The 23,008-nt window shown below is 73.6% G+C and carries 27 protein-coding genes; 13 read left to right on the top strand and 14 right to left on the bottom strand.

What is annotated here, in order from left to right; translation table 11 throughout:
- Positions 1 to 11 precede the first annotated feature (11 nt).
- Positions 12 to 500, top strand: a complete 489-nt coding sequence (locus LIV55_RS16940; RefSeq protein ID WP_205473730.1) for a MarR family winged helix-turn-helix transcriptional regulator — start codon at positions 12 to 14, stop codon at positions 498 to 500.
- Positions 501 to 653: 153 nt separating this feature from the next.
- On the opposite strand, the gene LIV55_RS10440 is transcribed toward LIV55_RS16940, so the two are convergent.
- A complete protein-coding gene (locus LIV55_RS10440) occupies positions 654 to 995 on the bottom strand; it encodes an MGMT family protein (protein WP_123092656.1) in 342 nt (113 codons plus the stop codon).
- 7 nt (positions 996 to 1,002) lie between these two features.
- Positions 1,003 to 1,659 (bottom strand): peptidylprolyl isomerase, encoded by a 657-nt coding sequence (locus tag LIV55_RS10435; protein ID WP_123092657.1) that lies wholly within the window; start codon positions 1,657 to 1,659, stop codon positions 1,003 to 1,005.
- 66 nt (positions 1,660 to 1,725) lie between these two features.
- Between LIV55_RS10435 and LIV55_RS10430 the strand changes: the two genes are divergently transcribed.
- Complete coding sequence (locus LIV55_RS10430; RefSeq protein WP_229300140.1) at positions 1,726 to 3,249, top strand: hypothetical protein; 1,524 nt, start codon at positions 1,726 to 1,728, stop codon at positions 3,247 to 3,249.
- 74 nt (positions 3,250 to 3,323) lie between these two features.
- Positions 3,324 to 3,677 carry a hypothetical protein gene (locus LIV55_RS10425; protein WP_229300139.1) on the top strand — a complete coding sequence of 118 codons (354 nt, stop codon included), beginning with the start codon at positions 3,324 to 3,326 and terminating at the stop codon, positions 3,675 to 3,677.
- On the opposite strand, the gene LIV55_RS10420 is transcribed toward LIV55_RS10425, so the two are convergent.
- Positions 3,647 to 4,378: a VIT1/CCC1 transporter family protein gene (locus LIV55_RS10420; protein WP_229300138.1), complete on the bottom strand. Its 732-nt coding sequence runs from the start codon at positions 4,376 to 4,378 to the stop codon at positions 3,647 to 3,649. The genes LIV55_RS10425 and LIV55_RS10420 overlap by 31 nt on opposite strands.
- A 160-nt stretch (positions 4,379 to 4,538) precedes the next feature.
- Here LIV55_RS10420 and LIV55_RS10415 point away from each other — a divergent pair, with 160 nt between their 5' ends.
- Complete coding sequence (locus LIV55_RS10415; protein WP_229300137.1) at positions 4,539 to 5,510, top strand: intradiol ring-cleavage dioxygenase; 972 nt, start codon at positions 4,539 to 4,541, stop codon at positions 5,508 to 5,510.
- Positions 5,511 to 5,521: 11 nt separating this feature from the next.
- Here LIV55_RS10415 and LIV55_RS17215 read toward each other — a convergent pair whose 3' ends face one another.
- Positions 5,522 to 6,058: a 2'-5' RNA ligase family protein gene (locus tag LIV55_RS17215; protein WP_229300136.1), complete on the bottom strand. Its 537-nt coding sequence runs from the start codon at positions 6,056 to 6,058 to the stop codon at positions 5,522 to 5,524.
- A gap of 286 nt (positions 6,059 to 6,344) precedes the next feature.
- Between LIV55_RS17215 and LIV55_RS10405 the strand changes: the two genes are divergently transcribed.
- From LIV55_RS10405 to LIV55_RS10385, 5 genes are read left to right on the top strand one after another with little or no spacing between them, the layout of a single operon-like run.
- Positions 6,345 to 7,568 (top strand): MFS transporter, encoded by a 1,224-nt coding sequence (locus LIV55_RS10405; protein ID WP_229300135.1) that lies wholly within the window; start codon positions 6,345 to 6,347, stop codon positions 7,566 to 7,568.
- Between the two features lie 9 nt (positions 7,569 to 7,577).
- Entirely contained in the window at positions 7,578 to 7,841 is a 264-nt protein-coding gene (locus LIV55_RS10400) for a DUF3253 domain-containing protein (RefSeq protein WP_123092663.1), read from the top strand.
- Positions 7,838 to 8,137: a hypothetical protein gene (locus LIV55_RS10395; RefSeq protein ID WP_123092664.1), complete on the top strand. Its 300-nt coding sequence runs from the start codon at positions 7,838 to 7,840 to the stop codon at positions 8,135 to 8,137. The genes LIV55_RS10400 and LIV55_RS10395 overlap by 4 nt, the downstream gene beginning before the upstream one ends.
- A gap of 55 nt (positions 8,138 to 8,192) precedes the next feature.
- Entirely contained in the window at positions 8,193 to 8,741 is a 549-nt protein-coding gene (locus LIV55_RS10390; protein ID WP_229300134.1) for a hypothetical protein, read from the top strand.
- Between the two features lie 9 nt (positions 8,742 to 8,750).
- Positions 8,751 to 9,149 carry a YjbQ family protein gene (locus LIV55_RS10385; RefSeq protein WP_229300133.1) on the top strand — a complete coding sequence of 133 codons (399 nt, stop codon included), beginning with the start codon at positions 8,751 to 8,753 and terminating at the stop codon, positions 9,147 to 9,149.
- Between the two features lie 27 nt (positions 9,150 to 9,176).
- Here LIV55_RS10385 and LIV55_RS10380 read toward each other — a convergent pair whose 3' ends face one another.
- Positions 9,177 to 9,839 (bottom strand): FMN reductase, encoded by a 663-nt coding sequence (locus LIV55_RS10380; protein ID WP_229300132.1) that lies wholly within the window; start codon positions 9,837 to 9,839, stop codon positions 9,177 to 9,179.
- On the bottom strand, positions 9,836 to 11,005 hold the full coding sequence (locus LIV55_RS10375) for an LLM class flavin-dependent oxidoreductase (RefSeq protein WP_229300131.1): 1,170 nt from the start codon (positions 11,003 to 11,005) through the stop codon (positions 9,836 to 9,838). Before LIV55_RS10375 ends, LIV55_RS10380 begins: the two co-directional genes overlap by 4 nt.
- A 141-nt stretch (positions 11,006 to 11,146) precedes the next feature.
- Here LIV55_RS10375 and LIV55_RS10370 point away from each other — a divergent pair, with 141 nt between their 5' ends.
- Together LIV55_RS10370 and LIV55_RS10365 are read left to right on the top strand one after the other, a co-directional pair.
- The gene (locus tag LIV55_RS10370; protein ID WP_229300130.1) at positions 11,147 to 11,455 is read left to right on the top strand and encodes a GNAT family N-acetyltransferase; all 309 of its coding nucleotides are present in this window, start codon (positions 11,147 to 11,149) and stop codon (positions 11,453 to 11,455) included.
- A gap of 11 nt (positions 11,456 to 11,466) precedes the next feature.
- Positions 11,467 to 12,405, top strand: coding sequence for a DUF5996 family protein (locus LIV55_RS10365; RefSeq protein WP_229300129.1), 939 nt, complete (start codon positions 11,467 to 11,469; stop codon positions 12,403 to 12,405).
- A 25-nt stretch (positions 12,406 to 12,430) separates the two neighbouring features.
- Here the strand turns inward: LIV55_RS10365 and LIV55_RS10360 are convergent, their stop codons facing one another.
- Genes LIV55_RS10360 through LIV55_RS10350 form a run of 3 tightly spaced genes read right to left on the bottom strand, consistent with a single transcriptional unit; the run spans position 12,431 to position 16,023 of the window.
- Positions 12,431 to 13,840: an FAD-binding oxidoreductase gene (locus LIV55_RS10360; protein ID WP_229300128.1), complete on the bottom strand. Its 1,410-nt coding sequence runs from the start codon at positions 13,838 to 13,840 to the stop codon at positions 12,431 to 12,433.
- Positions 13,837 to 15,081 carry an alpha-hydroxy acid oxidase gene (locus LIV55_RS10355; RefSeq protein ID WP_229300127.1) on the bottom strand — a complete coding sequence of 415 codons (1,245 nt, stop codon included), beginning with the start codon at positions 15,079 to 15,081 and terminating at the stop codon, positions 13,837 to 13,839. The genes LIV55_RS10360 and LIV55_RS10355 overlap by 4 nt, the downstream gene beginning before the upstream one ends.
- A 36-nt stretch (positions 15,082 to 15,117) precedes the next feature.
- Positions 15,118 to 16,023, bottom strand: coding sequence for an AEC family transporter (locus tag LIV55_RS10350; RefSeq protein ID WP_224766939.1), 906 nt, complete (start codon positions 16,021 to 16,023; stop codon positions 15,118 to 15,120).
- A gap of 125 nt (positions 16,024 to 16,148) precedes the next feature.
- Between LIV55_RS10350 and LIV55_RS10345 the strand changes: the two genes are divergently transcribed.
- Together LIV55_RS10345 and LIV55_RS10340 are read left to right on the top strand one after the other, a co-directional pair.
- Entirely contained in the window at positions 16,149 to 17,270 is a 1,122-nt protein-coding gene (locus LIV55_RS10345; protein ID WP_229300126.1) for an L-talarate/galactarate dehydratase, read from the top strand.
- A 109-nt stretch (positions 17,271 to 17,379) separates the two neighbouring features.
- Positions 17,380 to 18,078 carry a FadR/GntR family transcriptional regulator gene (locus LIV55_RS10340; protein ID WP_123092672.1) on the top strand — a complete coding sequence of 233 codons (699 nt, stop codon included), beginning with the start codon at positions 17,380 to 17,382 and terminating at the stop codon, positions 18,076 to 18,078.
- Here LIV55_RS10340 and LIV55_RS10335 read toward each other — a convergent pair.
- The 5 genes from LIV55_RS10335 to LIV55_RS10315 form a co-directional block, all read right to left on the bottom strand.
- Positions 18,053 to 19,318, bottom strand: a complete 1,266-nt coding sequence (locus LIV55_RS10335; RefSeq protein ID WP_068271339.1) for a glucarate dehydratase family protein — start codon at positions 19,316 to 19,318, stop codon at positions 18,053 to 18,055. The genes LIV55_RS10340 and LIV55_RS10335 overlap by 26 nt on opposite strands.
- The gene (locus LIV55_RS10330; RefSeq protein WP_068271335.1) at positions 19,315 to 19,710 is read right to left on the bottom strand and encodes a universal stress protein; all 396 of its coding nucleotides are present in this window, start codon (positions 19,708 to 19,710) and stop codon (positions 19,315 to 19,317) included. The genes LIV55_RS10335 and LIV55_RS10330 overlap by 4 nt, the downstream gene beginning before the upstream one ends.
- Positions 19,711 to 19,777: 67 nt before the next feature.
- Positions 19,778 to 21,304 (bottom strand): tripartite tricarboxylate transporter permease, encoded by a 1,527-nt coding sequence (locus LIV55_RS10325; protein ID WP_123092673.1) that lies wholly within the window; start codon positions 21,302 to 21,304, stop codon positions 19,778 to 19,780.
- Between the two features lie 12 nt (positions 21,305 to 21,316).
- Positions 21,317 to 21,868 carry a tripartite tricarboxylate transporter TctB family protein gene (locus LIV55_RS10320; RefSeq protein ID WP_123092674.1) on the bottom strand — a complete coding sequence of 184 codons (552 nt, stop codon included), beginning with the start codon at positions 21,866 to 21,868 and terminating at the stop codon, positions 21,317 to 21,319.
- A gap of 81 nt (positions 21,869 to 21,949) precedes the next feature.
- Positions 21,950 to 22,951, bottom strand: coding sequence for a Bug family tripartite tricarboxylate transporter substrate binding protein (locus tag LIV55_RS10315; protein WP_123092675.1), 1,002 nt, complete (start codon positions 22,949 to 22,951; stop codon positions 21,950 to 21,952).
- Positions 22,952 to 23,008 lie beyond the last annotated feature (57 nt).

Raw genomic sequence — 23,008 nt, 5'->3', positions numbered from 1 at the left:
AGAGGGACCGGGTGAGCAGGGGCAGCACCGACGTACGACGGGCGCAGACGCCCGACCGGCTGGGCGACGCCCCCGGTTTCGTCATCCGCAAGCTCTACCAGAGCTACACCGCGGCGTGGTCGCGCATGGTCGACACCGGCCTCACCGGGCCGCAGTTCGCCGTGCTCGCGGTGCTCGACGAGCACGACGGCTCCGACCAGGCGTCGGTGGGCTCGGCGGCGGCTCTCGACGCCTCGACGATGGTCGACGTCGCCCGCCGGCTCGAGCGCCGCTCGCTCATCGTGCGCACCCGCTCGCCGATCGACGCCCGGCGCAAGGTCGTGCAGATCACCGCGCTCGGCGAGGCCGAGCTCGCGCGCAGCCGTGAGTGCATCACGCCCCTCGACGAGGCCCTCTTCGCCCACGCGCCCCGGCGCAAGGAGGAGATCATGGCCGAGCTCAACGCCCTGAGCGTGCGCTGGGCCGAGCTCGCCGCCGAGCTCGACGCCGCCGAGAGCTGAGGCCGCTCCCCCTTCGCCGAGGTCCTCCCCCTTCGCCGAGGTCCTCCCCCTTCGCCGAGGTATGGAGATCGGTCGGCGACCCCCGGGGGATCCCGACCGATCTCCATACCTCGCGGGAGCGCGAAGGGGGCGAGGGGCGGGAGCGCGAAGGGGTCAGATCGGGGGGAGATCGGCGCAGGCCGCGGCGTGGGCGCTCGCGAGCGCCTCGAGATCGGCGCGGTAGTCGGCGATGCGGCAGCCGCGGCCGTTGGGCTTGACGGCGATCCCCTCGTCGGCCCACCGCTCGAAGGCTGCCGCCCGCAGGTGCGGGACGTGCTCGCCGGAGGCGTTGACCACCCGCCACCACGCGACATCGCTGCCGTACGTGCTCATGACCCGGCCGACGAGCCGCGGGCCGCGCCCGACGAGCTCGCCGAGGTCTCCGTAGCTGACGACCCGGCCCGGCGGGACGAGCTCGACGGCGCGCAGGACGCGCTCGGCGACGACGTCGTCCACCCCGGGGCTACTTCTCGGTGATGGTGATCGAGTCGATCGTGTGCTGCTCGCCCGGGGAGCCGTCGGGGCTGCCGTCCTCCTCGATCTCGCGGACGGTCTCCATGCCGCTCGTGACCTTGCCGAAGAGCGAGTAGTCCGGCGGCAGCGCGACGCCGGAGTCCCCGGTGACGACGAAGAACTGCGAGCCGTTCGTGTCCGGGCCGGCGTTGGCCATCGCGAGCGAGCCGATCTCGTACTCGCCGGCTGCCGGCAGCTCGTCCTCGAACTCGTAGCCCGGGCCGCCGTTGCCCTGCCCGGTCGGGTCGCCGCCCTGGATCATGAAGCCGGGGATGACGCGGTGGAAGGGCACGCCGTCGTAGTAGCCGTACCGCGAGAGCACGACGAAGTTGTTGACGGTCTTCGGCGCCTTCTTCGCGTCGAGCGCGAAGGTGACGTCACCGACGTCGGTCGTCACCACCGCGGTGTAGGTCTTCGCCTCGTCGATGCACATCGGCGGCGCCTGCTCGAAGGTCTGCACCGGCGTCTCGACCCCCTCGGCGGGCGGGCACTCGACCGCCTCGCCGCTCTGGCTCACCCCGGTGGGGTTCTCGGGCTCGTCGGAGCCGCACGAGGCGAGCGCGAGGGCGAGGGCGGGCACGGCGAGCAGGGCGAGGGGGGCGCGCATGCCGGTGAGTCTACGAAGCGCTCCCCGCCCTTGCCGCCCCACGACGCGGAGGTGAGGATGACGCCCATGAGCGCGAGCACGAGTGCCGGCATCCACTTCCCCGCCGTCGGCGACGAGCGGCCGACGACGGCGACGACCCGGGGGATCCTCGCCGACTCCGTCGCCGGGGTCGACGCCGCGCTCGCCCGGCGCATCGAGGCGACGCCGGACTGGCGCAAGGGATACCTCACGCACGTGCACGACATCACCGCGGCCTCGGCCGCCTCGTCGCTCGCGGCCCGCCAGATCGCGCGTGACGGCCTGGCCTCGATGCGCCGCCGTCTCGTCCTCGTCGGCGAGGACGGGTGCGAGACCCCGCTCGAGGACGTCGACCTCGGCACATCGACCGACGGGACCGGGCACGAAGGGGTGAGCCTGACCCCCTTCGCCACCGAGTCGGTCACCGGCACCGGAGAGGCGGTCCGCGAGCTGCGGGTGCCGCTGCGCGGACGCGACCTGAGCGGCACCGCGCTCCTCGCGCAGGTGGAGCGCTGGGTCGAGGAGGGGGTCGTCGAGCCGAGCGTCGGTGACGCCGTGCGCGAGGTCGTCGCGCACCCCGAGTGGCTCACGCTGCCGGGTCGGCGGGTGCTCCTCGTCGGCGCAGGTGCCGAGATGGGCCCGCTCGAGCCGCTGCTGTCGTGGGGGGTCGAGGTGCACGCGATCGACCTGCCGCGCTCCCGCGCGTGGCGCTACAAGCGCGGGCTCGCGGCGGGTCTGGCCGGCACCCTGCGCTTCCCCGTCGACGAGCACGGCGACGCGGGTGCCGACGTCGTGCACCAGCCCCTCGAGGTGCTCGACTGGGTGCGCCGGGCGCGCGGCGACGACCCCTTCGTCGTCGGGATGCACGCCTACGCCGACAGCGGGGTCCACGTGCGCGTGAGCGCGGCGAGCGACCTGCTCATGACCGCGCTGCTCGAGCAGGAGCCGCAGACCGCGCTCGCCTGGCTCGCGACACCGACCGACACCTTCGTCGTCCCGCCCGAGGTGGTCGCCGACGCGCGGCGCCGGTGGGACGCCCGCGGTCTCGCGCTGCGCGGGGTGCAGGCCCCGGCCCGGGCGCTCGCCCGCGGGGCTCTCTTCGCGCCGGCGTACGCGGGCTCGTCCGACGGCGAGCCGGGCATCGCCGACGTCCTCGTGCCCCAGCAGGGCCCGAACTACGCCGTCGCGAAGAGGCTGCAGCGCTGGCGCGGGGTCGCGGCCGAGGCGGGCGGGCACCGGGTGTCCTTCAACGTCGCGCCCGCGACGTGGACCCGCTCGGTGGTGAAGAACCCCGTGCTCGGCGCGGCGTACGCGGGCGCGCACCGCTTCGGGATCGAGGTCTTCGAGCCCGAGACCGTCCGGCCGCTCATGGCAGCGCTCCTCGTCCACGACCTCATGGCGCCGCAGGTGGTGCGGGCCCACCCCGAGGAGCTCTTCTCCGACGGCGCCGCCCACGGCGGGCTGTGGCGCGTGGGCTACGAGCCACGCTCGGCCCTCGGGGTGGCCGCGGCGGCCGGGCTGCCGTCACGGCTGCGGGCGAAGGTGGGCCGGGGCGGGTCGGGCCGCGGGTGAAGGTCGTCGACCCTCAGGGACGCACGTGGCGGGTCTCCCGGCGGTGGGTGCCGTGGCGCCGTCGGACCCGCGTCATGGGTCCCGAGGTCCCGTCGAGCACCGGCCTCGGTGACGACCCCATCAGCATGATCATCGGTCTGGTCCTGCTCGTGCTCTTCGTCCCCGTGCTGATCACCGCGCTGCTCGTCGCGGTCGAGCTGCTCCTCCTGCTGCTCCTCGTCCCCTTCGTCGTCCTCGGGCGCGTGCTGCTCGGGCGGCAGTGGCGCGTCGAGGTGCGCGAGGGCTGGACCCCCGTGTGGGACACCGAGGCCGGCGACTGGGCACGCAGCGGGCGCGCGATCAGCGAGATCGCGCAGGTGCTGCAGCAGGGGCGGGCCCCGTGGCCGAGCCCGCCGCCTCAGCCGCCGACGACGGTGCCGACGAGATAGGTCAGACCCATCCCGAGCAGACCGACGACGACGTTGCGGGCGATCGGGCGGGCACGCCCGCTGCCGCCGAGCGTCGCGCTGGTCAGGCCGGTGAGGACGAGTGCGAGGACGACCGCGCCGAGCGTGAGCAGCACCCGGTGCGCCGCCGGCGAGAGCACCATGACGAGCAGCGGCACGAGGGCGCCGAGGCTGAAGGCGACCGCGGACGCCCCGGCGGCCTGCCACGGGTCGGCCCGCACGTCGGGGCTGATGCCGAGCTCGGACTCGGCGTGAGCGGCGAGCGCGTCGCGCTCGGTGAGCGCGACCGCCACCTCGCGGGCGACGTCGGCGGGGATCCCCTTGCGCTCGTAGATCCCGGCGAGCTGGCGCAGCTCGCCCTCGGGGTCCTCGGCGATCTCCTGCGCCTCGTGCCGCAGCTCGGCGATCTCGGTGTCGCGCTGGCTGCTCACCGACACGTACTCGCCCCCGGCCATCGACAGCGCCCCCGCGACGAGGCCCGCGGTGCCGGCGACGAGGAGCGCGCTCGTGTCGGTCGTCGCCCCGGCGACACCCATGACGAGACCGGCCGTGGAGATGATGCCGTCGTTCGCGCCGAGGACGCCCGCCCGCAGCCAGTTGAGCTTCGCCGACAGGGCGCCGGCCTGCTCGTCGGCGGGGATCGGGGGCAGGGACTCAGGGGTCCTGGGCTGGGCATCGCTCATGACCCTGATCTACTCCCACCCGTCCTGCTCTGCAAGGACGCCTGGCCTCACTCAGCAGGCCCCCACACCCGCCCCACAGCAGGCGCACAGGGCCGCGGCCTGGACTGTCATCCGACAGCGCAGCCCGGTCCAGGGCCCGCACGCGACGACGGAGGACGACATGAGCGACAGGCGCACGTACGAGGGCCGCGAGCTGCCCAGGCAGGACGAGGAGCTCGTCGACCAGGGGCTGCAGTTCGACATCGGCACGCTGCTGGGGCGCCGCCGGGTGCTGACCTTCCTCGGCGCGAGCGGGGTGCTCGGGCTGACGGCCTGCGCGGCCGGCACCGACAGCACGAGCTCGAGCAGCACGAGCTCGAGCAGCACGAGCGGGGCGGCGAGCAGCACGACCTCGGGCGGCAGCGCGTCGAGCGCGAGCTCGGGCGACCTCGCCGAGATCCCCGACGAGACCGCGGGCCCCTACCCCGGTGACGGGAGCAACGGCCCCGACGTCCTCGCCGAGTCCGGCGTCGTGCGCCAGGACATCCGCTCGAGCTTCGGCTCCTCGACGACGACGGCCGAGGGGATCCCGATGACCCTCACCCTCTCCCTCAAGGACCTCGCCGGGGGCGGCACCCCCTTCGCCGGGGTGGCCGTCTACGTCTGGCACTGCGACCGCGAGGGCCGCTACTCGATGTACACCGAGGGCGCCGAGGACGAGAACTACCTGCGCGGGGTGCAGGTGGCCGACGACAGCGGGCGCGTGAGCTTCACGAGCATCTTCCCGGCGTGCTACTCGGGGCGGTGGCCGCACATCCACTTCGAGGTCTACCCCGACGAGGCGAGCATCACCGACGCGGGCAACGCCATCGCGACCTCGCAGGTGGCCCTGCCCAAGGACACGTGCGACGCCGTCTACGCGACCTCGGGGTACGAGGACTCGGTGGGCAACCTCGGCCGGCTGAGCCTGACCTCGGACAACGTCTTCGGCGACGACGGCGGCGCGAGCCAGCTCGCGGACGTCACCGGCGACGTGACGAAGGGGTACGAGGTCACCCTGACCGTCGGCGTCGACACGACGACCGAGCCGACGGGCGGCGGCATGGGTGGTGGCATGGGGGGCGCCCCCGGCGGGGGCCCGGCGGGCGGCTGAGCCCCCGGCGCTCAGGGGTGGTGCTCGACGCGGCCGGCGTCCGGGCCGACGAGACGGGTGACGGTACGGGCCTGCGGGTCCCACCACGTGAGCCCGGCGAGGACGACCGCCCCGGGCGGCTCCTCCTCGACGACGGCGAGGGCGCGGGGCAGGTCCTCGAGCGCCAGTCTCGCGACGAGGGTGACGTGCGGCGCCCACGGCTCGTCGACCCGCGGGTCCTGGGCTGCGCGGCGCACCCCGGCGACGACGGTGCGCAGCTCCTCGGGCACGACGACGGGCAGGTGGAGCACGAGCGCGCGGCCGGTGAAGGTCGCCGGCTCCCCGAGCTCGACGGGCACCGGCAGCAGCGGCTCGACCGCGGCGCCTGCCTGCGCGGCGAGGTCCGCGCTCATCTCGGCCGCGGCCGCGAGGGTGACGTGCGGCCGGTTGCTCGTGCTCGCGTGGCCGTGCGGCGACGCCAGCCCCGCGGCGTGCAGCCGCTCCCAGCACCCCCGCACGACCGCGTCGCCCACCGGGTCGAGGGTCAGGTCGAGGGAGTGCCGTGCCACACCCCCAGCATCCCTCTCCCTCGCCCGACGAGGTGCTGCTGGGTCCCCCTTCGCCCCTCCCCCTTCGTCCCTCCTCCTACAAAACCCTGCTGGCTGGGTCTTGATGTGCCAGGTGCCTCTCGACAGGGTCCTCGCACGTCGAAAGGCTGCCAGCAGGGTTTCGTAGCCCCGGGACCAGGAGCTCCGGTCACCAAGAGCTCCGGTGACCCGCAGGATCTGGGACCCCCGCGACGAAGGGTGAGCCCGTCGGGTGGTCGTGCGTGCACGGACGTAAGGTCGGCTGGTGATGACGAGAGGCAGGCCGGGGCCGGCCGGGACGAGCCTGGTGCTGCTCGTCGCGACCGCGCTCGTCGCGCTCAACCTGCGCCCTGGCGCGTCGACCGTCGGCCCGGTGCTCGACGAGATCCGTGACGGCCTGGGCATGAGCGGGGGTGCGGCCGGGGCCCTCACCGGGCTGCCGGGTCTGTGCTTCGGCGTCGGTGGTGCGCTCGCCGTCGGGCTGGGCCGCCGGGTCGGCGCCGCCGGGGGCATCGCGATCGGCCTCCTGCTCGCCGCCGTCGGGCTCCTCCTGCGCCCGCTCGTCGACGCGCCCGCAGCCTTCCTCGTGCTCTCCGCGGTCGCCCTGCTCGGCATGGCCGTCGGCAACGTCCTCGTCCCCGCGTGGGTGAAGTCGCATCGTGGCCACGAGGTCCGTCTCATGACCCTCTACGGCACCGGTCTCATCGTCGGCGGGGCGGTCGGCTCGCTCCTCGCGGCCCCCGCCGCGGCCGCCGGCGGCTGGCGCACCGGGCTCGGGGTGTGGGGCGTCGGCGCCGCCGTCGCGGTCCCCCTGTGGTGGTGGCTCTCGCGCACCGAGCGCCGACGGGTCGTCGTCGGCACGGACGTCGACGCCCCGCCGAGCGCGCACGTCGTGCGCTCCCCCACCGCCCTGGCGATGACCGTGCTCTTCGGGCTGCAGTCGATGCACGCCTACATCCAGATGGGCTGGCTGCCCCAGATCTACCGCGACGCCGGTCTCAGCGCCGCGACTGCTGGCTCGATGCAGGCCCTGCTCGCCGCGGTGACGATCATCGGCGGGCTGACGATGCCCGGCGTCATCGCCCGCGGCCGCGGGCTGCGCCCGATGATCGTCGGGCTCGGGCTGCTCCTCGTCCTCGGCTACGGCGGCCTCATCGGCGCCCCGGCGACCACGCCGTGGGTGTGGGCGGTCGCGCTCGGGCTGTCCGGCTTCGCCTTCCCGCTCGTCATCGCCCTCATCACGGCGCGCACGCGCTCGCCGCTCGTCACGGCCCGGGTCTCCGGCTTCGTCCAGCCGGTCGGCTACCTGCTCGCCGGCGCGGGTCCGCTGCTCGTCGGGGTCCTCCACGACGCGACCGGCGGCTGGACCGTCGTGCTGTGGGTCCTCGCCGCCACCGCCGTCCCCTTCGTGTGGGCCGGTCTGCGGGCCGTGCGCGAGGCGAGCGTCGACGACGAGCTCACGGACCACGCACGCGACGGCGTGCGTGTCTAGGCTGGTCAGATGAGCCAGGCCACGCCGGAGCAGCTCGAGGCCGCGATCCGTGAGCTCCTCGGGGCGCGCTCGGTGGAGGCGACCATCTGCCCGAGCGAGGCCGCCCGGCAGGTCGGCGGCGACGACTGGCGCGACCTCATGCAGCCGGCCCGCGACGTCGTCGCCCGGCTCGCCGACGCCGGTGAGGTCGAGGCGACCCAGGGCGGCGAGGTCGTCGACGCGCGCACCGCCCGCGGGCCGATCCGCGTACGCACCTCACGAGCCGCGCGATGAGCGAGCCCGACGAGCACTTCTTCGTCGTCGACGGCCGCCGCTGGCGCCGCGAGGACCCCCACCTGCCGAGCGAGGTCGCCGAGGAGCTGCGCTCGCACCTCGGGCGCGCCCGCTCCGCCATCGGGCGGGCCGGCCGCGAGGGCACCGACCCCGCGCCGTACCGCGCCCGGGTGAGCGCCGCGAAGCACGGGCTCGGCGAGCGCGGCACCCCGTGGTGGGAGCAGGACGACGACGCGCGTCGGCAGCGCTACGAGCAGGCCCTGCAGACCCTGCGCACGGACGACGACCCGACCTGATCCGACCACCCGGCTGCGCCCCCTTCGCACCGGTCGCGCTCGGTACGGTCGGGCGATGAGCTCCCTGAGCACCGCGATCCGCGCGACCCACCTCGTCACCAACGCCGCGTGGTTCGGCGGCTCTCTCTTCGGCGCGGTCGGGCTCAACCCCGCCGCCCGTCGCGCCGGCAGCACCCGTGAGCAGGTCGACGTGTCCGGCGAGGGGTGGGAGCGCTGGGGTCCCGTGCAGGGCGCGGCGATCGGGCTGCACCTGCTGAGCGGTCTGGGCATCCTCGCCGACAACAAGAACCGCACGATGCGCCACCGCCCCACCCGCGAGGCCGTCGTCGTCAAGACCGTCCTCACCGGGGCCGCGCTGGCGAGCACCGCGGGCGCCTACGTCTTCGGCGAGCGGCTCGGCCAGCTGCGCGGCAGCGACACCGACGCGAAGGGGGAGATCGCCGCCACCCCGAGCGGTCGGGAGGAGCAGGCGCGCACCGCCGAGCGGCAGCTCGCCTGGCTCCAGTGGGCGACGCCCGCGGCGACCGGCGCGCTCCTCGTGCTCGACGCCTACCTCGGCGAGCAGCAGCGCGGTCCGGCAGGCCTGCTCGACCGGCGGCGCTGAGGCGCGGCGATGAGGTCGCAGACCCGCGAGTACCGCACCGGCGGCGACGAGGTCGTCCTCGACATCACGGCCGACTGCGAGCGCTTCGTCGAAGGCGACGGGCTGCTCCACGTCTTCGTCCCGCACGCGACGGCCGGCATCGCGATCATCGAGACCGGCGCCGGCAGCGACGACGACCTGCTCGCCGCGCTGCGCGACCTGCTGCCCGCCGACGAGCGGTGGCAGCACGCGCACGGCAGCCGTGGTCACGGTCGCTCGCACGTCATGCCGGCAATCATCCCGCCGTACGCGAGCGTGCCCGTGCTCGACGGGCGGCTCGCGCTCGGCACGTGGCAGTCGATCTGCCTCGTCGACCTCAACGTCGACAACGCCGTGCGCACGGTGCGGCTCAGCCAGCTCGAGGGCTGACCCCCCGGTCGCCGCGGCACCGACCGGTCAGGCGGATCCGTCGTGCCCGCGGAGCAGATCGGCGAAGCTCGCCGAGGGGGTGAGCCCGAAGGCCTGCGGACGGGCGTCGCGGGTCGTCGGGGCGAAGCCCTCGACCGCCGTCGGCTCCGCGACGACGAGCGCCGCGAGCTCTCCGGCGGCGCGCTGGATGCGTCGCTGCAGGTCCGACCCGCCCTCGCCCCCGCCGAAGTCGTCGGTCGCGGCGAAGACGCCGGTCGGCACGACGACCGCGTGCAGGTAGGCGAAGAGCGGGCGCATCGCGTGCTCGAGGACGAGCGAGTGCCGGGGGGTGCCCGCGGTCGCGGCGAGCAGGACCGGCATCCCGTCGAGGGCCTTGGGGTCGAGCAGGTCGACGAAGGTCTTGAAGAGGCCGGAGTAGCTCGCGGCGAAGACCGGGGTGACCGCGACGAGCCCGTCGGCCGCGGCGACCCGCGCCTGGGCGGCGACGACACCGGGCGTCGGGCGGTTGCCCGACACCATCGTCTGCGCCATCTCGACGGCGAGCTCACGCAGCTCGATCGTCTCGACCTCGACGCTCTCGCCCCGCCCGCCGACGGCCGCTCGCACGGCGTCGGCGACCCGGTCGGCGAGCAGCCGGGTGCTCGAGGGCTGCGAGAGACCGGCGGTGAGGACGACGACGCGGCGGCTCATCGGGCGACCGCCTCGGCCTGCGCCTGCTCGCGCGCGCGCTCTTGCTCGGCCCGGGCGACGGGGCTGCTGATGACCTGGCGGTGCGGGCTGTCGGGACCGGCCGCGACGAGCGAGGCGTGGGCCGGCGGGTCGCTCGGCACGTGCGCGGGACGACGGCGCTCGAACTCGGCGCGCAGCGTCGGCACGACCTCGGTGCCGAGCATCTCGATCTGCTCGAGGACCATCGGCAGCGGCAGCCCCGCGTGGTCCATGAGGAAGAGCTGGCGCTGGTAGTCACCGACGTGGTCGGCGAAGCCGAGGGTGCGCTCGACGACCATCTCCGGGGTGCCGACGGTGAGCGGGGTCTGCCGGGTGAAGTCCTCGAGGCTCGGGCCGTGCCCGTAGACGGGGGCGTTGTCGAAGTAGGGCCGGAAGGTGCGCTTGGCCTCGGCCTCCGTCGCGGCCATGAAGGCCTGCCCGCCGAGCCCGACGACCGCCTGGTCGGCGGCGCCGTGCCCGTAGTGCTCGAAGCGGCGGCGGTAGAGGTCGACCATCTGGGCGGTGTGCCCGAGGTCCCAGAAGATGTTGTTGTGGAAGAAGCCGTCGCCGTAGAAGGCGGCCTGCTCGGCGATCTCGGTCGAGCGGATCGACCCGTGCCAGACGAAGGGGGCGACCTCGTCGAGCGGGAAGGGCGTCGAGGTGTAGCCCTGCAACGGCGTGCGGTAGCGGCCCTGCCAGCTGACGTCGCGCTCGCGCCACAGCAGACGCAGGAGGTGGTAGTTCTCGATCGCCAGCGGGATGCCGTCGCGGATGTCCTTGCCGAACCACGGGTAGACCGGGCCGGTGTTTCCGCGACCCATCATGAGGTCGACGCGGCCCCCGCTGAGGTGCTGCAGCATCGCGTAGTCCTCGGCGATCTTCACCGGGTCGTTCGTCGTGATGAGCGTCGTCGCGGTCGAGAGCTTCAGACGCTCGGTCCTCGCGGCGATCCAGCCGAGCATCGTCGTCGGCGAGGAGGGCACGAAGGGAGGGTTGTGGTGCTCACCGGTCGCGAAGACGTCGAGACCGACCTCCTCCGCCTTGAGCGCGATCTGGAGCATCGCGTCGATGCGCTCGGCCTCGCTCGGGGCCTTGCCGGTCGTGGGGTCGGTCGTGACGTCGCCGACGGAGAAGATGCCGAACTGCATGGTGCGCTCCCTTTGATTGACGTTTCAACCATACAACGTCGGCTCCCCCTTCGCCATTCCGTGCGCTCGTCGGGCGCCGTGCGGCCGGCCGCGGGCGCGGATATCGTGACGCTCCCGAGCCCCACGCAGGAGAGGCAGGCCATGGCTGACGTCGAGGTCACCGACCACCCCGAGCAGACCCGTTACGAGGCCCGCGTCGACGGCGCGCTCGCCGGCTTCGTCGACTACCAGCTGACGTCCGAGCTATCGGTGCTCACGCACACGGAGGTCGACCCGGCCTACGAGGGGCAGGGGGTCGGCAGCGCTCTCGCCCGGGCTGCGCTCGACGACGTGCGCGCCCGAGGCCTCAAGGCCCTCGTCATCTGCCCCTTCATCACCGGCTGGATCGGGCACCACCGCGAGTACGCCGACCTGCTCTACGGGGCACCGAAGAGCACGGCCACGGACTAGGTGGGCGAGCGATGACGAGCCCCGATGCCACGTCCGCCTGGCCCGGCCTGCGGGTGGAGGACTGGGTCGACACCCGCGACACCCTGCACCTGTGGACCCAGGTCGTCGGCAAGGTGCGCCTGGCGAGGTCGCCGCTGGTCAACCACTGGTGGCAGGTCACCCTCTACGTCACGCCGCGCGGGCTGAGCACCGGGAGCATCCCCGACAGGCACCGGATCTTCGACGTCGAGCTCGACGTCGTCGAGCACGAGATGCGCATCCGCACGAGCGACGGCACCGGGCGCACGATCGCGCTCGCGCCGATGACGGTGGCCGACTTCTACGCGCAGATGATGGGCGCGCTCGACGAGCTGGGCATCGAGGCGGACTTCCAGACCCGGCCCAACGAGGTCGAGCCGTCCATCCCCTTCGCGCAGGACACCGTGCACGCCTCCTACGACCGCGAGGCGGCGCGGCTCTTCTGGAGACAGCTCGTCGCGTCGCACCGGGTGATGAGCGAGTTCCGCTCGCACTTCGTCGGCAAGGTCAGCCCGGTGCACTTCTTCTGGGGGTCTTTCGACCTCGCGTGCACGCGCTTCTCCGGGCGGCCGGCGCCGGAGCACCCCGGGGGCGCCCCGAACTGCGGCGACTGGGTCATGGTCGAGGGCTACTCGCGCGAGCTGAGCAGCTGCGGCTTCTGGCCCGGCGGGGGCGAGGAGGGGGCCTTCTACGCGTACGCCTACCCCGAGCCGGAGGGCTTCTCCGCCCACCCGGTGACCCCCGCGCAGGCCCGGTACAGCGTCGAGAACGGCCAGTTCCTCCTGCCCTACGAGGCGGTGCGCACCGCACGAGACCCTGACCGCGCGCTGCTCGACTTCCTGCAGACGACGTACGAGGCCGCCGCCGAGCACGGCGACTGGGACCGCGCCGCCCTCGAGGACGACCCCACCCGCTGGTCGCACCTGCGCTGAGGGGTCACGTCACCGGGTCTCGGCCCTACCCCGGGAGGACGGCGCCGGGGTTCATCAGGCCGGCGGGGTCGATCGCGGACTTCACCGCGCGCATGAGGTCGAGCTCGACGTCGGACGTGCGCTGCTGGTGCGCGTCGACCTTCGTGCGACCCAGACCGTGCTCGGCGCTGATCGACCCGCCGCGCGCGGTCACCTCGTCGTAGACCGCCGCCGTCAGCTCGGGGGCGGCGGCCCGCAGCGCGGCCTCCTGCCCGACGGGCGCCGTGAGGTTGTGGTGGAGGTTGCCGTCGCCGACGTGCCCGTAGGTGACGAGACGGACCCCGGGCAGGACGGCGTCGAGCCTCGGCGCGAGGGCGGCCACGGCATCGGCGAGACCGGCGATCGGGAGGGTGACGTCGTGCTTGACCGACGGCCCCTCGACCCGCTGGGCCTCGGACACCCCTTCGCGCAGGACCCACAGCGCGGCGCGCTGCGCGGACCCTGTCGCGACGACTGCGTCCGCGACGAGACCCTCCTCGACGGCCGCGCCGAGCGCGCCCTCGAGCTGCGCGTCGAGCGCGCCCTGGTCGACCCCCGCGAGCTCGACGAGCCCGTACCAGGGGTGCGCCTGGGCGAAGGGGTCCCGCGCGCCGGGCACGTGGGCGAGGACGAGGTCGAGGGCCTGGCGCCCGACGAGCTCCCACGTCGTGAGGCTCTCCGCGGCGTGCTCGCGCAGCCGACCGAGCAGGGCGACGGCCGACCCGACGTCGGGCAGCGCGACGAGTGCCGTCGCCCGCCGTGGGGTGGCCGGCAGCAGACGCAGCACGGCCGCCGTGACGACGCCGAGCGTGCCCTCGGCCCCGACGAAGAGCTGGGTGAGGTCGTAGCCGGTGTTGTCCTTGCGCAGCGCACGCAGCCCCTGCCACACCCGCCCGTCGGGCAGGACGACCTCGAGGCCGAGGACGAGCTCACGGGTCATGCCGTAGCGCAGCACCGCGGTGCCGCCGGCGTTGGTCGAGACGATGCCGCCGACGGTCGCCGAGCCCTCCGAGCCGAGCGACACGGGGAAGAGCCGGCCGACCCCCTTCGCCGCCTCCTGCAGGTCGGCGAGGACCACGCCGGCCTCGACGGTCACCGTGTCCGAGACGGGGTCGACGTCGCGGATGCGGCGCATCCGGGTGAGCGAGAGGACGACCGACGGGCCGTCGTGCCGCGGTGTCGCCCCGCCGTTGAGCCCGGTGTGCCCGCCCTGGGGCACGACGGCGACACCCTCGGCCGCGCACCGCCGCACGACCTCGGCCACCTCGGCGGTGCTCGCCGGGCGCGCGACCGCGAGCGCCGAGCCGACGACCGTGCCGGTCCAGTCGCGCAGGTAGGGCTCGAGGTCGTCGCCGTCGGCGAGCAGCCCCCGGTCGCCCAGCACCCCGCGCAGCGCCGCGACGAGCCCCGCGCTCACGAGTCCCCCCGGAGCCGGACGTGCTGCGGGCCGAGCGAGCCCACGTCGGGCACCCCGAGCAGGCACATCGTGCGCTCGAGCTCGGAGCGCAGGATCTCGAGCACCGCGTCGACCCCGCGTCGGCCGCCGAGCATGAGGCCGTAGAGGTACGGCCGGCCGACGAGCACGCCGCGGGCGCCCATCGCCAGCGCCGCCGCGGCGTCACCGCCGGAGCGCACCCCGGAGTCGACGTAGACCTCGGTGCGGTCGCCGAGCGCGTCGACGACCTCCGGCAGCAGCTCGAGCGGCACGGGCGCGCGGTCGAGCTGACGCCCGCCGTGGTTGGAGAGCACGACCGCGTCGGCCCCCGCGTCGACGGCGACGCGCGCGTCCTGCGTCGTGAGCACGCCCTTGACGACGACCGGCAGGCCGGAGCGCTCCTTGACCCAGGCGATGTCCTCGGGGCGGATCGCCTGCTCGCGCAGCGCGTTCGACACCCCCCACCGCGCGTGCTCGGACCCCTCTGGGAAGGTCGCGAAGCGCAGCGGCTCGCTCGTGAGGATGCCGCCGACCCACCCCGGGTGACGGGCCAGCCCGGCGAGCGTGCGCGGGGTCAGCTCGGGCGGGATGGCGAAGCCGTTGCGCCTGTCCTTGCGCTTCATCCCCGTGACGACCGTGTCGACGGTGAGCATGACGGCCTCGTACCCGTGCTCGCGCGCCTGCTCGAGGTGCTCCAGGCTCACCCCGCGGTCGCGCATGAGGTAGAGCTGGTACCAGTTGCGCCCGCCGGGCGCCGCGGCCGCCAGGTCGGGGATCGAGGTCGTCGCGTACGTCGACAGCGTGTAGGGCACCCCCGCGTCGGCGGCCGCCGCGGCGACCGCGCACTCCCCCGTGTGGTGGCTCAGCCGGGTGTACCCGGTCGGCGCGAGGACGAAGGGGGAGGCCGCGGGCCGCCCGAGCATCGTCGTCGTGAGGTCGGGGGTCGCGACCGCGCCGAAGACCGTGGGCCGCAGCTCGACGCGCTCGAAGGCCGCCCTGTTGCGCGCCATCGCGATCTCGGCGTCGGAGCCGGAGTGCACGTAGTCCCACACCGCGCCCGGCACCCGCCGCCGGGCCATCGCCTCGACGTCGTCGATGCTCACCGCCCGGGCGAGACGCCGCGACACCGCGTCGGCGGCGGGCCGGCGCAGGTGGAGGAAGGGCTCGACGTCGGCCCATCGGGGCACGCGTCGGGCCGGGCGCGGGGTGAGGGCAGCGGACATGGTCGACCTCTCGTCAGGTGCGGGGGCGGGGGTGCGTCATCCGAGGACCGCGGCGACGACGAGCGCCACCGGCAGGGCCGCGACGGTGGTCACGAGGATGGTCTCGCGGGCGACGTCCTGCCCGACGCGGTAGCGCGTCGCGTGCAGGAAGATGTTCTGCGCGCTCGGCAGCGCGGCGGTGAGGACGACGCCGAGCAGCGCCGGGCCCTCGAGACCCAGCGCGGAGGCGACCGCCCACGCGACGACGGGCATGACGGCGAGCTTGAGACCGGAGGCGAGGGCGACCTCGGCCGTGTGACCGGAGCGGCCGACCGGGGGCGAGAGCCGCAGCGCGGCGCCGTAGCTGAGGAGCATGAGCGGGATCGCCGCGCCGCCGAGCAGCGACAGCGGGGCCTCGACGACCTCGGGCAGCGGCCAGCCGGCGATCGCGATGACCGAGCCGATGACGGCGGCGACGGTCAGCGGGTTCGTCGCGACCCGGCGCAGCGCGGCGGCGGCGCCCGCGGCCCCGCCGCGGAGCCGGTCGAGCACGACGAGGGCGACCGGCTGCACGACGAGCAGCTGGAGGAGCAGGGTGGGCACGACGACGCCGACGTCGCCGACGACGAAGGCGGCGATGGCGATGCCGAGGTTGCCGGCGTTGACGTAGCCGGAGACGAGCGAGCCGATGACGACCTCGCCCGCCGGCCGGCGCCAGACCAGCCGTGCGACGAGCGCGTAGAGCACGAGGTTGACGGCGAGGGCGCTCGCCGACGCGACGACGTTGACCCCCGCCCCGACGAGGTCGATCCGCGAGACGGTGACGACGAGCAGCGCCGGCATCGCCGCGAAGAACGCGACCTCGCCGAGGGTGACGATCATCCGGTCGTCGACGACCCCGACATGCGCCAGCCCGGCGCCCACGGCGATGACGAAGAGGATCGTCGCGAATCCCACGATCACGGGTAGACCTCCCTTCGACGGTCTGGACAACTCATCATACAACCTCCATACTCATCGCATGAGTTGGCGGGCGTCCCCTGACCCGCCGTCCGCACCCGCCCCACACAACCACCCGGAGGACCCCCATGGCCGACGCGATCCGCTCTCTGACCCTGTCGCACGTCGTGCTCCCGCTCGAGACGCCCGTGAGCGACGCGAAGGTCCTCACCGGCCGGCAGAAGCCGCTCACCGAGACCGTCCTGCTCTTCGTCGAGGTGACGACCGAGCAGGGCCACCGCGGCATGGGCTTCAGCTACTCCAAGCGCGCCGGCGGTCCGGCGCAGTACGCCCACCTCCGCGAGGTCGCCGAGGTCGCCATCGGGCAGGACCCGGCCGACATCGACCGCATCTACCAGTCCCTCATGTGGGCCGGGGCCTCCGTCGGCCGCTCCGGCGTCGCGACCCAGGCCGTCGCCGCCCTCGACGTCGCGCTGTGGGACCTCAAGGCCCGGCGCGCCGACCTGCCCCTGGCCAAGCTCCTCGGCGCGTACCGCGACTCGTGCCGCGTCTACAACACCTCCGGAGGCTTCCTCCAGGCCTCCGTCGAGGAGATCAAGGAGAAGGCGAGCGCCTCGCTCGAGGCCGGCATCGGCGGCATCAAGATCAAGGTCGGCCAGCCCGACTGGCGCGAGGACCTGCGTCGCGTCGCCGCCCTGCGCGAGCACCTCGGCGACACCCCCTTCATGGTCGACGCCAACCAGCAGTGGGACCGCGACCGCGCCCGCCGCATGTGCCGCGAGCTCGAGGCCTTCGACCTCGTGTGGATCGAGGAGCCGCTCGACGCGTGGGACGCCGTCGGCCACGCCGACCTCTCGCGCACCTTCGACACCCCGATCGCCACCGGCGAGATGCTCACCTCCGTGCCCGAGCACATGGCGCTGATCGACGCCGGCTACCGCGGCATCGTCCAGCCCGACGCCCCGCGCATCGGCGGCATCACGCCCTTCCTGCGCTTCGCGACCCTCGCCTCGCACGCCGGGCTCGCCCTCGCGCCGCACTACGCGATGGAGATCCACCTCCACCTCGCCGCGGCCTACCCGACCGAGCCGTGGGTCGAGCACTTCGAGTGGCTCAACCCGCTCTTCGAGGAGCGCATCGAGATCCGCGACGGCCAGATGTGGGTGCCGGACCGCCCGGGCCTGGGCTTCACCCTCAGCGAGCGGATGCGCCAGCTGACGAAGGACACCGTCACCATCGGCGCCGCGTGAGCGATGGCGTGAACGGTCGAGGTGCGGTCGGGTGGTCTCGAGGCTCGGGCCCTGAGGGCCCGTCGCACCTCGACCAGCCCTGTCGTCGTCGTGCGGGCATGATGCCCGCATGACGACGACCCTCGCGCATGCCGTGGTCACCGGGCTCAAGGAGGCGATCCTGCGCGGCGACCTGCCGCCCGGGGCGAAGCTGCCCTCGGAGCCCCAGCTCGTCGAGGAGTACGGCGTCTCGCGCACCGTCGTGCGCGAGGCGGTGACCCGGCTGCGCAGCGAGGGGCTCGTCGAGACCTTCCACGGGCGCGGGTCCTTCGTCCTCGCACTGCCCGAGCCCTCCCCCTTCGCCGCCGAGTCGACCCGGATCCGCACCCACGACGACGTCCTGGCGATGCTCGACTTCCGCATCGGCGTCGAGAGCGAGGCCGCCGCGCTCGCGGCGCACCACCGCACCCCCGCCGACGAGCGGGCCATCCGCGCGGCGACGGAGGACTTCGGGCGGCAGGGGCACGAAGGGGCGGTGAGCGCCGACTTCGACTTCCACCGGGCGGTCGCGGCCGCGACCGGCAACCGCTTCTACCTCGAGCTCGTCGAGTCGCTCGGGCCGATGATGATCATGCTGCCGCGCACCCAGCTCGGCGAGCCGTACTCGATGACCGACGCGACGCACGTCGAGCGGGTGCAGCGCGAGCACGACGCCATCGCTGACGCCGTGCTCGCGGGTGACGCCGAAACCGCCCGGGCCGCGATGCGCGTGCACCTCGGCAGCAGCCGGCGTCGGGTGGGGTCTACCAGCTCGCCGTCCGGGGGCTGAAGCCCGGCTCGATCGAGCGCATGTAGACGGTGTCCTCGCGACGCCGCACCCCGCACTCGAGATACTGCTCGTGGAGCAGGCCGAGCGCGTCGCGGTCGAGCGTCACGCCGAGGCCGGGGGTCGTCGGGACCTTCACCGACCCGTCGACGAAGTCGAGCACGCCGGGCTCGACGACATCCTGCGTCTTCCACGGGTAGTGGGTGTCGCACGCGTACGTGAGGTTCGGCGTCGCGGCGGCGAGGTGGACCATCGCGGCCAGGCTGACCCCGAGGTGGCTGTTCGAGTGCATCGACAGGCCGAGACCCCATGTGTCGGCGATGCCGCCGAGCAGGGCCGAGCGGCGCAGACCGCCCCACAGGTGGTGGTCGGACAGGACGACCTGGACTGCGTCCTGCGCGATCGCCGGCGGCAGGTGCTCCATGGCGATGACGCACATGTTCGTCGCGAGGGGCAGCGGGCTCTGCGCCGCGACGGCGGCCATCCCCTCGATCCCGGGCGTCGGGTCCTCGAGGTACTCGAGGACCCCGTCGAGCCGGCGGGCGACCTCGATCGAGGTGGGGACGGTCCACGCGCCGTTGGGGTCGAGCCGCAGCGGCATGTCGGGGAAGGCCTCACGCAGCGCCTCGATCGCCGCGCACTCCTCGTCGGGCGGGAAGACGCCGCCCTTGAGCTTGAGCGAGCCGAAGCCCCAGCCGTCGACGAGCCGGCGGGCCTGGGCGACGACCTGGTCGGGGGTGAGCGCCTCGCCCCACTCGTCGTCGGGCGCGCCGGGGTGACCGGCCCACTTGTAGAAGAGGTAGCCCGAGAAGGGCACCTCGTCGCGCACGGCGCCGCCGAGCAGGTCGCTCACGGGCACCCCGGCGCGGTGGCCCTGGATGTCGAGGCAGGCGACCTCGAAGGGGGAGAAGACGGTGTCCGACGCGGAGTCGACGTCGAGCATCCCGCCGAAGCTCGCGCCCGCGCCGCCGTCGCCCGTCGCGAGCACCTCGGCGACGAGCCGGCGCAGGCCGTTGAGGTCGTAGGGGTCGGTGCCGGGCATCCGGGCGGCGACCGCCTCGAGCCGGGCGAGGTGGGTCTCGTCGCCGTAGGTCTCGCCGAGCCCGAGCACCCCGTCGTCGGTGTGCACCTCGACGACCGCACGCAGCGCCCACGGCTGGTGGACGCCGACGACGTTGAGCAGGGGCGGGTCGGCGAAGGCGAGCGGGGTGACGACGACGCGGGAGATCTTGGCGCTGCTCATGCGGTCGGCTTCACGGCGAGGACGGGGACGTCGAGACCGAGGAGCAGGCGCTGGGCGTCGCTGCCGAGGACGAGCTTGCCGACGGGGCTGCGGCGACGCAGACCGATGACGACCATGCTCGCGCCGGTGCTCGCGACGAGCCCCTCGAAGGTGTCGACGATGTCGGAGCCGTGCAGCGGCTGCTCGACGGTGGCCTCGACGCCCGCCGCGCGGGCGGCGCCGAGGATCCGCTCGCGGGCCTCGTCGTCGACCATCTCGGCGTCGACGGTGCTGCCGCGGCGCGGGCTGTTGACGACGACGACGTCCTGCTGGAGGGCCGCCGCCATCTCGAGACCGCGGGCCAGCGCGGCCTCGCCCTCGGGGGTGGGGACGTAACCGACGAGGATGCTCACGGGTCTCTCCTTGGGGTTCGTGCGGGGGTGCGGGGCTGGATGGGCACGGGGTCAGATGGGCACGGGGTCAGACCCGCAGGTCCTCGCGGTCCGGCTGGTCGGCGACCGCCGCGGCGCGGCGGCGCTTGCGGATGCCGCTGACGATCGGCCAGGCGGCGACGAGCACGAGCACGAGCAGGATCGTGCCGGAGATCGGGCGCGTGACGAAGCCGGTCGGGTCGCCCTCGAAGATGATGAGCGAGCGTCGGATGTTCGCCTCGACGAGACCGCCGAGGACGAAGGCGAGGACGAGCGGCCCGGGCTCGAAGCCGAGCTTCTTCATGAGGTAGCCGATGACGCCGAAGATGATCATCACGTAGATGTCGAAGACGCTGTTGTTGATCGTGTAGACGCCGAGGACCGTGATGAGCACGGTGATCGGGGCGAGGATCGCCGGGCGCACCCGCAGGATCCGCACGAAGATGCCGACGAGCGGGATGCTGAGGAGCAGCAGGATGAGGTTGCCGACGTACATCGAGTTGATGACGCCCCAGAAGAGGTCGGGGCGCTCGTCGACGAGCTGCGGGCCGGGCGTGACACCGAGGATGAGCAGGGCGCCGAAGAGGATGGCCATCGAGGCGTTGGCCGGGATGCCGAGGGTGAGCAGCGGGATGAAGGACGAGGTCGCGGCGGCGTTGTTGGCCGTCTCGGGGGCGGCGACGCCCTGGATGGCACCGCGGCCGAAGCGCTCGGGCGTCTTGCTGATCCGCTTCTCCGTCGCGTAGGCCGCGAGCGAGGACATCACCGCGCCGCCGCCGGGCAGCACGCCGAGGAGGAAGCCGATGCCGGACCCGCGGGCGATGGCGCCCGAGGACTCCTTGAGGTCGGCTCGCGAGGGCCAGACGTTGCCCACCTTCGCCGGGGCGTGGACCTTGCCGTGGCGCTCCTCGAGGTTGTAGAGGATCTCGCCGACGCCGAAGAGGCCCATGGCGACGACGACGAAGTCGATGCCGTCGGAGAGCTGGAGGCTGCCGAAGGTGAAGCGCTCGGCGCCGCTGAAGCTGTCGCGGCCGACGGTCGCGAGGAGCATGCCGATGCCGGCGGCGATGAGCGCCTTGAGCATGTGGCCGCTGCCGATGGTCGAGACGAGGAGCACGCCGAGCAGGGCGAGGGCGGCCATCTCGGGCGGGCCGAAGTCGAGGGCGTAGCCGGCGATGACCGGGGCGAGCAGGCTCAGGCCGATGATCGACACGGTGGCGCCGATGAAGGAGCCGATCGCCGCGATGCCGAGCGCGGTGCCCGCCTTGCCCTGCTTGGCCAGGGCGAAGCCGTCGAAGACGGTGACGACCGATGACGCCTCTCCTGGCAGACGGAGCAGGACCGAGGTGATCGTGCCGCCGTACTGGGCGCCGTAGAAGATGCCGGCGAGCATGATGATCGCCGAGACCGGGTCGGTGCCGTAGACGATCGGCAGGAGGATCGCGATGGTCGCCGCCGGGCCGAGGCCGGGCAGGACGCCGATGAGCATGCCGATGAGCACGCCGATGAGGCAGTAGAGGAGGTTGCGGGGCTCGGCGACGACGCTGAAGCCCTCGAGGAAGGCGCTGACATCCATGACGACTCCTGGTCAGAGGGCGATGAGGTGCGGCAGCGGGATGCGCAGGCCGTAGAGGAAGAGGACGTAGAAGACCGCGACGGTCCCCACGGAGACGGCGATCGAGGTCCGCCAGCTCTCGCCGCCGAGCCAGCGCAGCCACACGAGGCACAGGAGCAGCGAGGGGATCTCGAAGCCGATGACCGGCAGCAGGACCGCCACGCCGAAGAAGGTGGCCAGGCCGACGAGCGGCAGCAGGCTGGAGCGGCTGAAGACCTCGGTGTCGGTCAGGCCGCGCCCGAAGACGAGCAGCAGGACACCGAGCGCGGCGATGCCGACCGAGATGATGAAGGGCCACAGGCCCGGGCCGGGGTCGCGGGGCGACCCCAGCCCGTAGCCCGAGGCGAGCACCGCACCGGCGATGCCGATGACGAGCGCGACGAGCGCGCCGGCGATCTGGTAGCCGGGCCCGCCTGCGGGCGGACGCTCCTCGGCCAGCTCCTCGGCGACCTCGGCCTCGAGCTCGGCGAGGACGTCGCCCTCCGGTGCCGTCCGGGGGCTGCCCGGTGCGCGCTCGTCGCTCATGCTCTTCTCCTTCGGTCCTGCGAGGTGGTGCGGGTGCTGTGCGTGATGGTGCAGGTGGTGCGGGTGCCGTGAGGCGTCAGATCACTGCTTGGCCAGGTCGAGGTCGTACTTCTCGACGAGCTCCGCGTAGCGCTTCTTGTCGGCCTCGAGCTGGGTGGTGACCTCCTCGCCGGAGACCTCCATCGGCGTGAGGCTGTTCTGCTCGTTGAACTTCTTGTACGCATCGGTGGCGAAGGTGTCCTTCATCCCCTTCGCGATGGTGTCCTTGACGTCCTGGGGGGTGCCCTTGGGCACGGTCATGAAGCGGTACTGGAAGACCTCGACGTCGAGGCCCTGCTCCTTGGCGGTGGGCACGTCCTTGAGGTACTCGATCCGCTCGGGGGCGAAGACCGTGACCGGCGTGAGCTTGCCGGACTCGATGTTCTCGACCGCCTCGCCGATCTGCAGGCAGGCCGTGTCGACCTGGCCGCCGAGGACCGCGGTGAGCGCGGGGGCGCCGCCGTCGAAGGGGACGGGCTTGGAGGTCGCGCCCGCCGTCTCGAAGGTGAGGGCGCAGGAGAGCTGCGCGCCGGTGCCGACACCGGTCGTCGCGTAGGTGAGCGTCTTCGACGCGCCCTTGATGTCGTCGAGGTCCTTCAGACCGCTCTTCGGGCTCGTCACGAGGACGTAGTCGTCGCGGCTGACGCCGCCGACGACCTCGACGTCGTCGATGCTCGTCACCTCGGACTCCTTCACGGCGAGCGGGGTGATCGCGAAGAGCGAGGCGTTCTGGATGCCGATGACGGAGCCGTCGTTCTTGGCGTCCTTGATCTCGGCCGCGGCGAGCGCGCCGTTGGCGCCCTCGCGGTTGATGACGGCGAAGGTGCCGCCGAGCGAGTCGGACAGCCCCTTCGAGACCGCGCGGCTGATGAGGTCCGAGGACCCGCCGGCCGAGGCGCCGACGTACATCTCGACGGTGCCGGAGGGGTAGGACGCGTCGTCGCCGCCGCCTCCACCCGTCGAGGTCTGGACACCGCCGCAGGCGGTGAGGGCGAGGACGCTCGCGCCGGCAAGGGCGGCGAGGGCGGGGGTCTTCGTGGGCATCGTTGCTCCTAAGGGGTTCCGCGTGACGAGGGATGACACTAGGAGGGGGTGTCGATG

The sequence above is a fragment of the Janibacter melonis genome (genome assembly GCF_020567375.1).
Taxonomy (GTDB): Bacteria; Actinomycetota; Actinomycetes; order Actinomycetales; family Dermatophilaceae; genus Marihabitans; species Marihabitans melonis.
The sequence above is the reverse complement of the archived record's forward strand: the minus strand, read 5'-3'. Positions and strand labels throughout refer to the sequence as shown.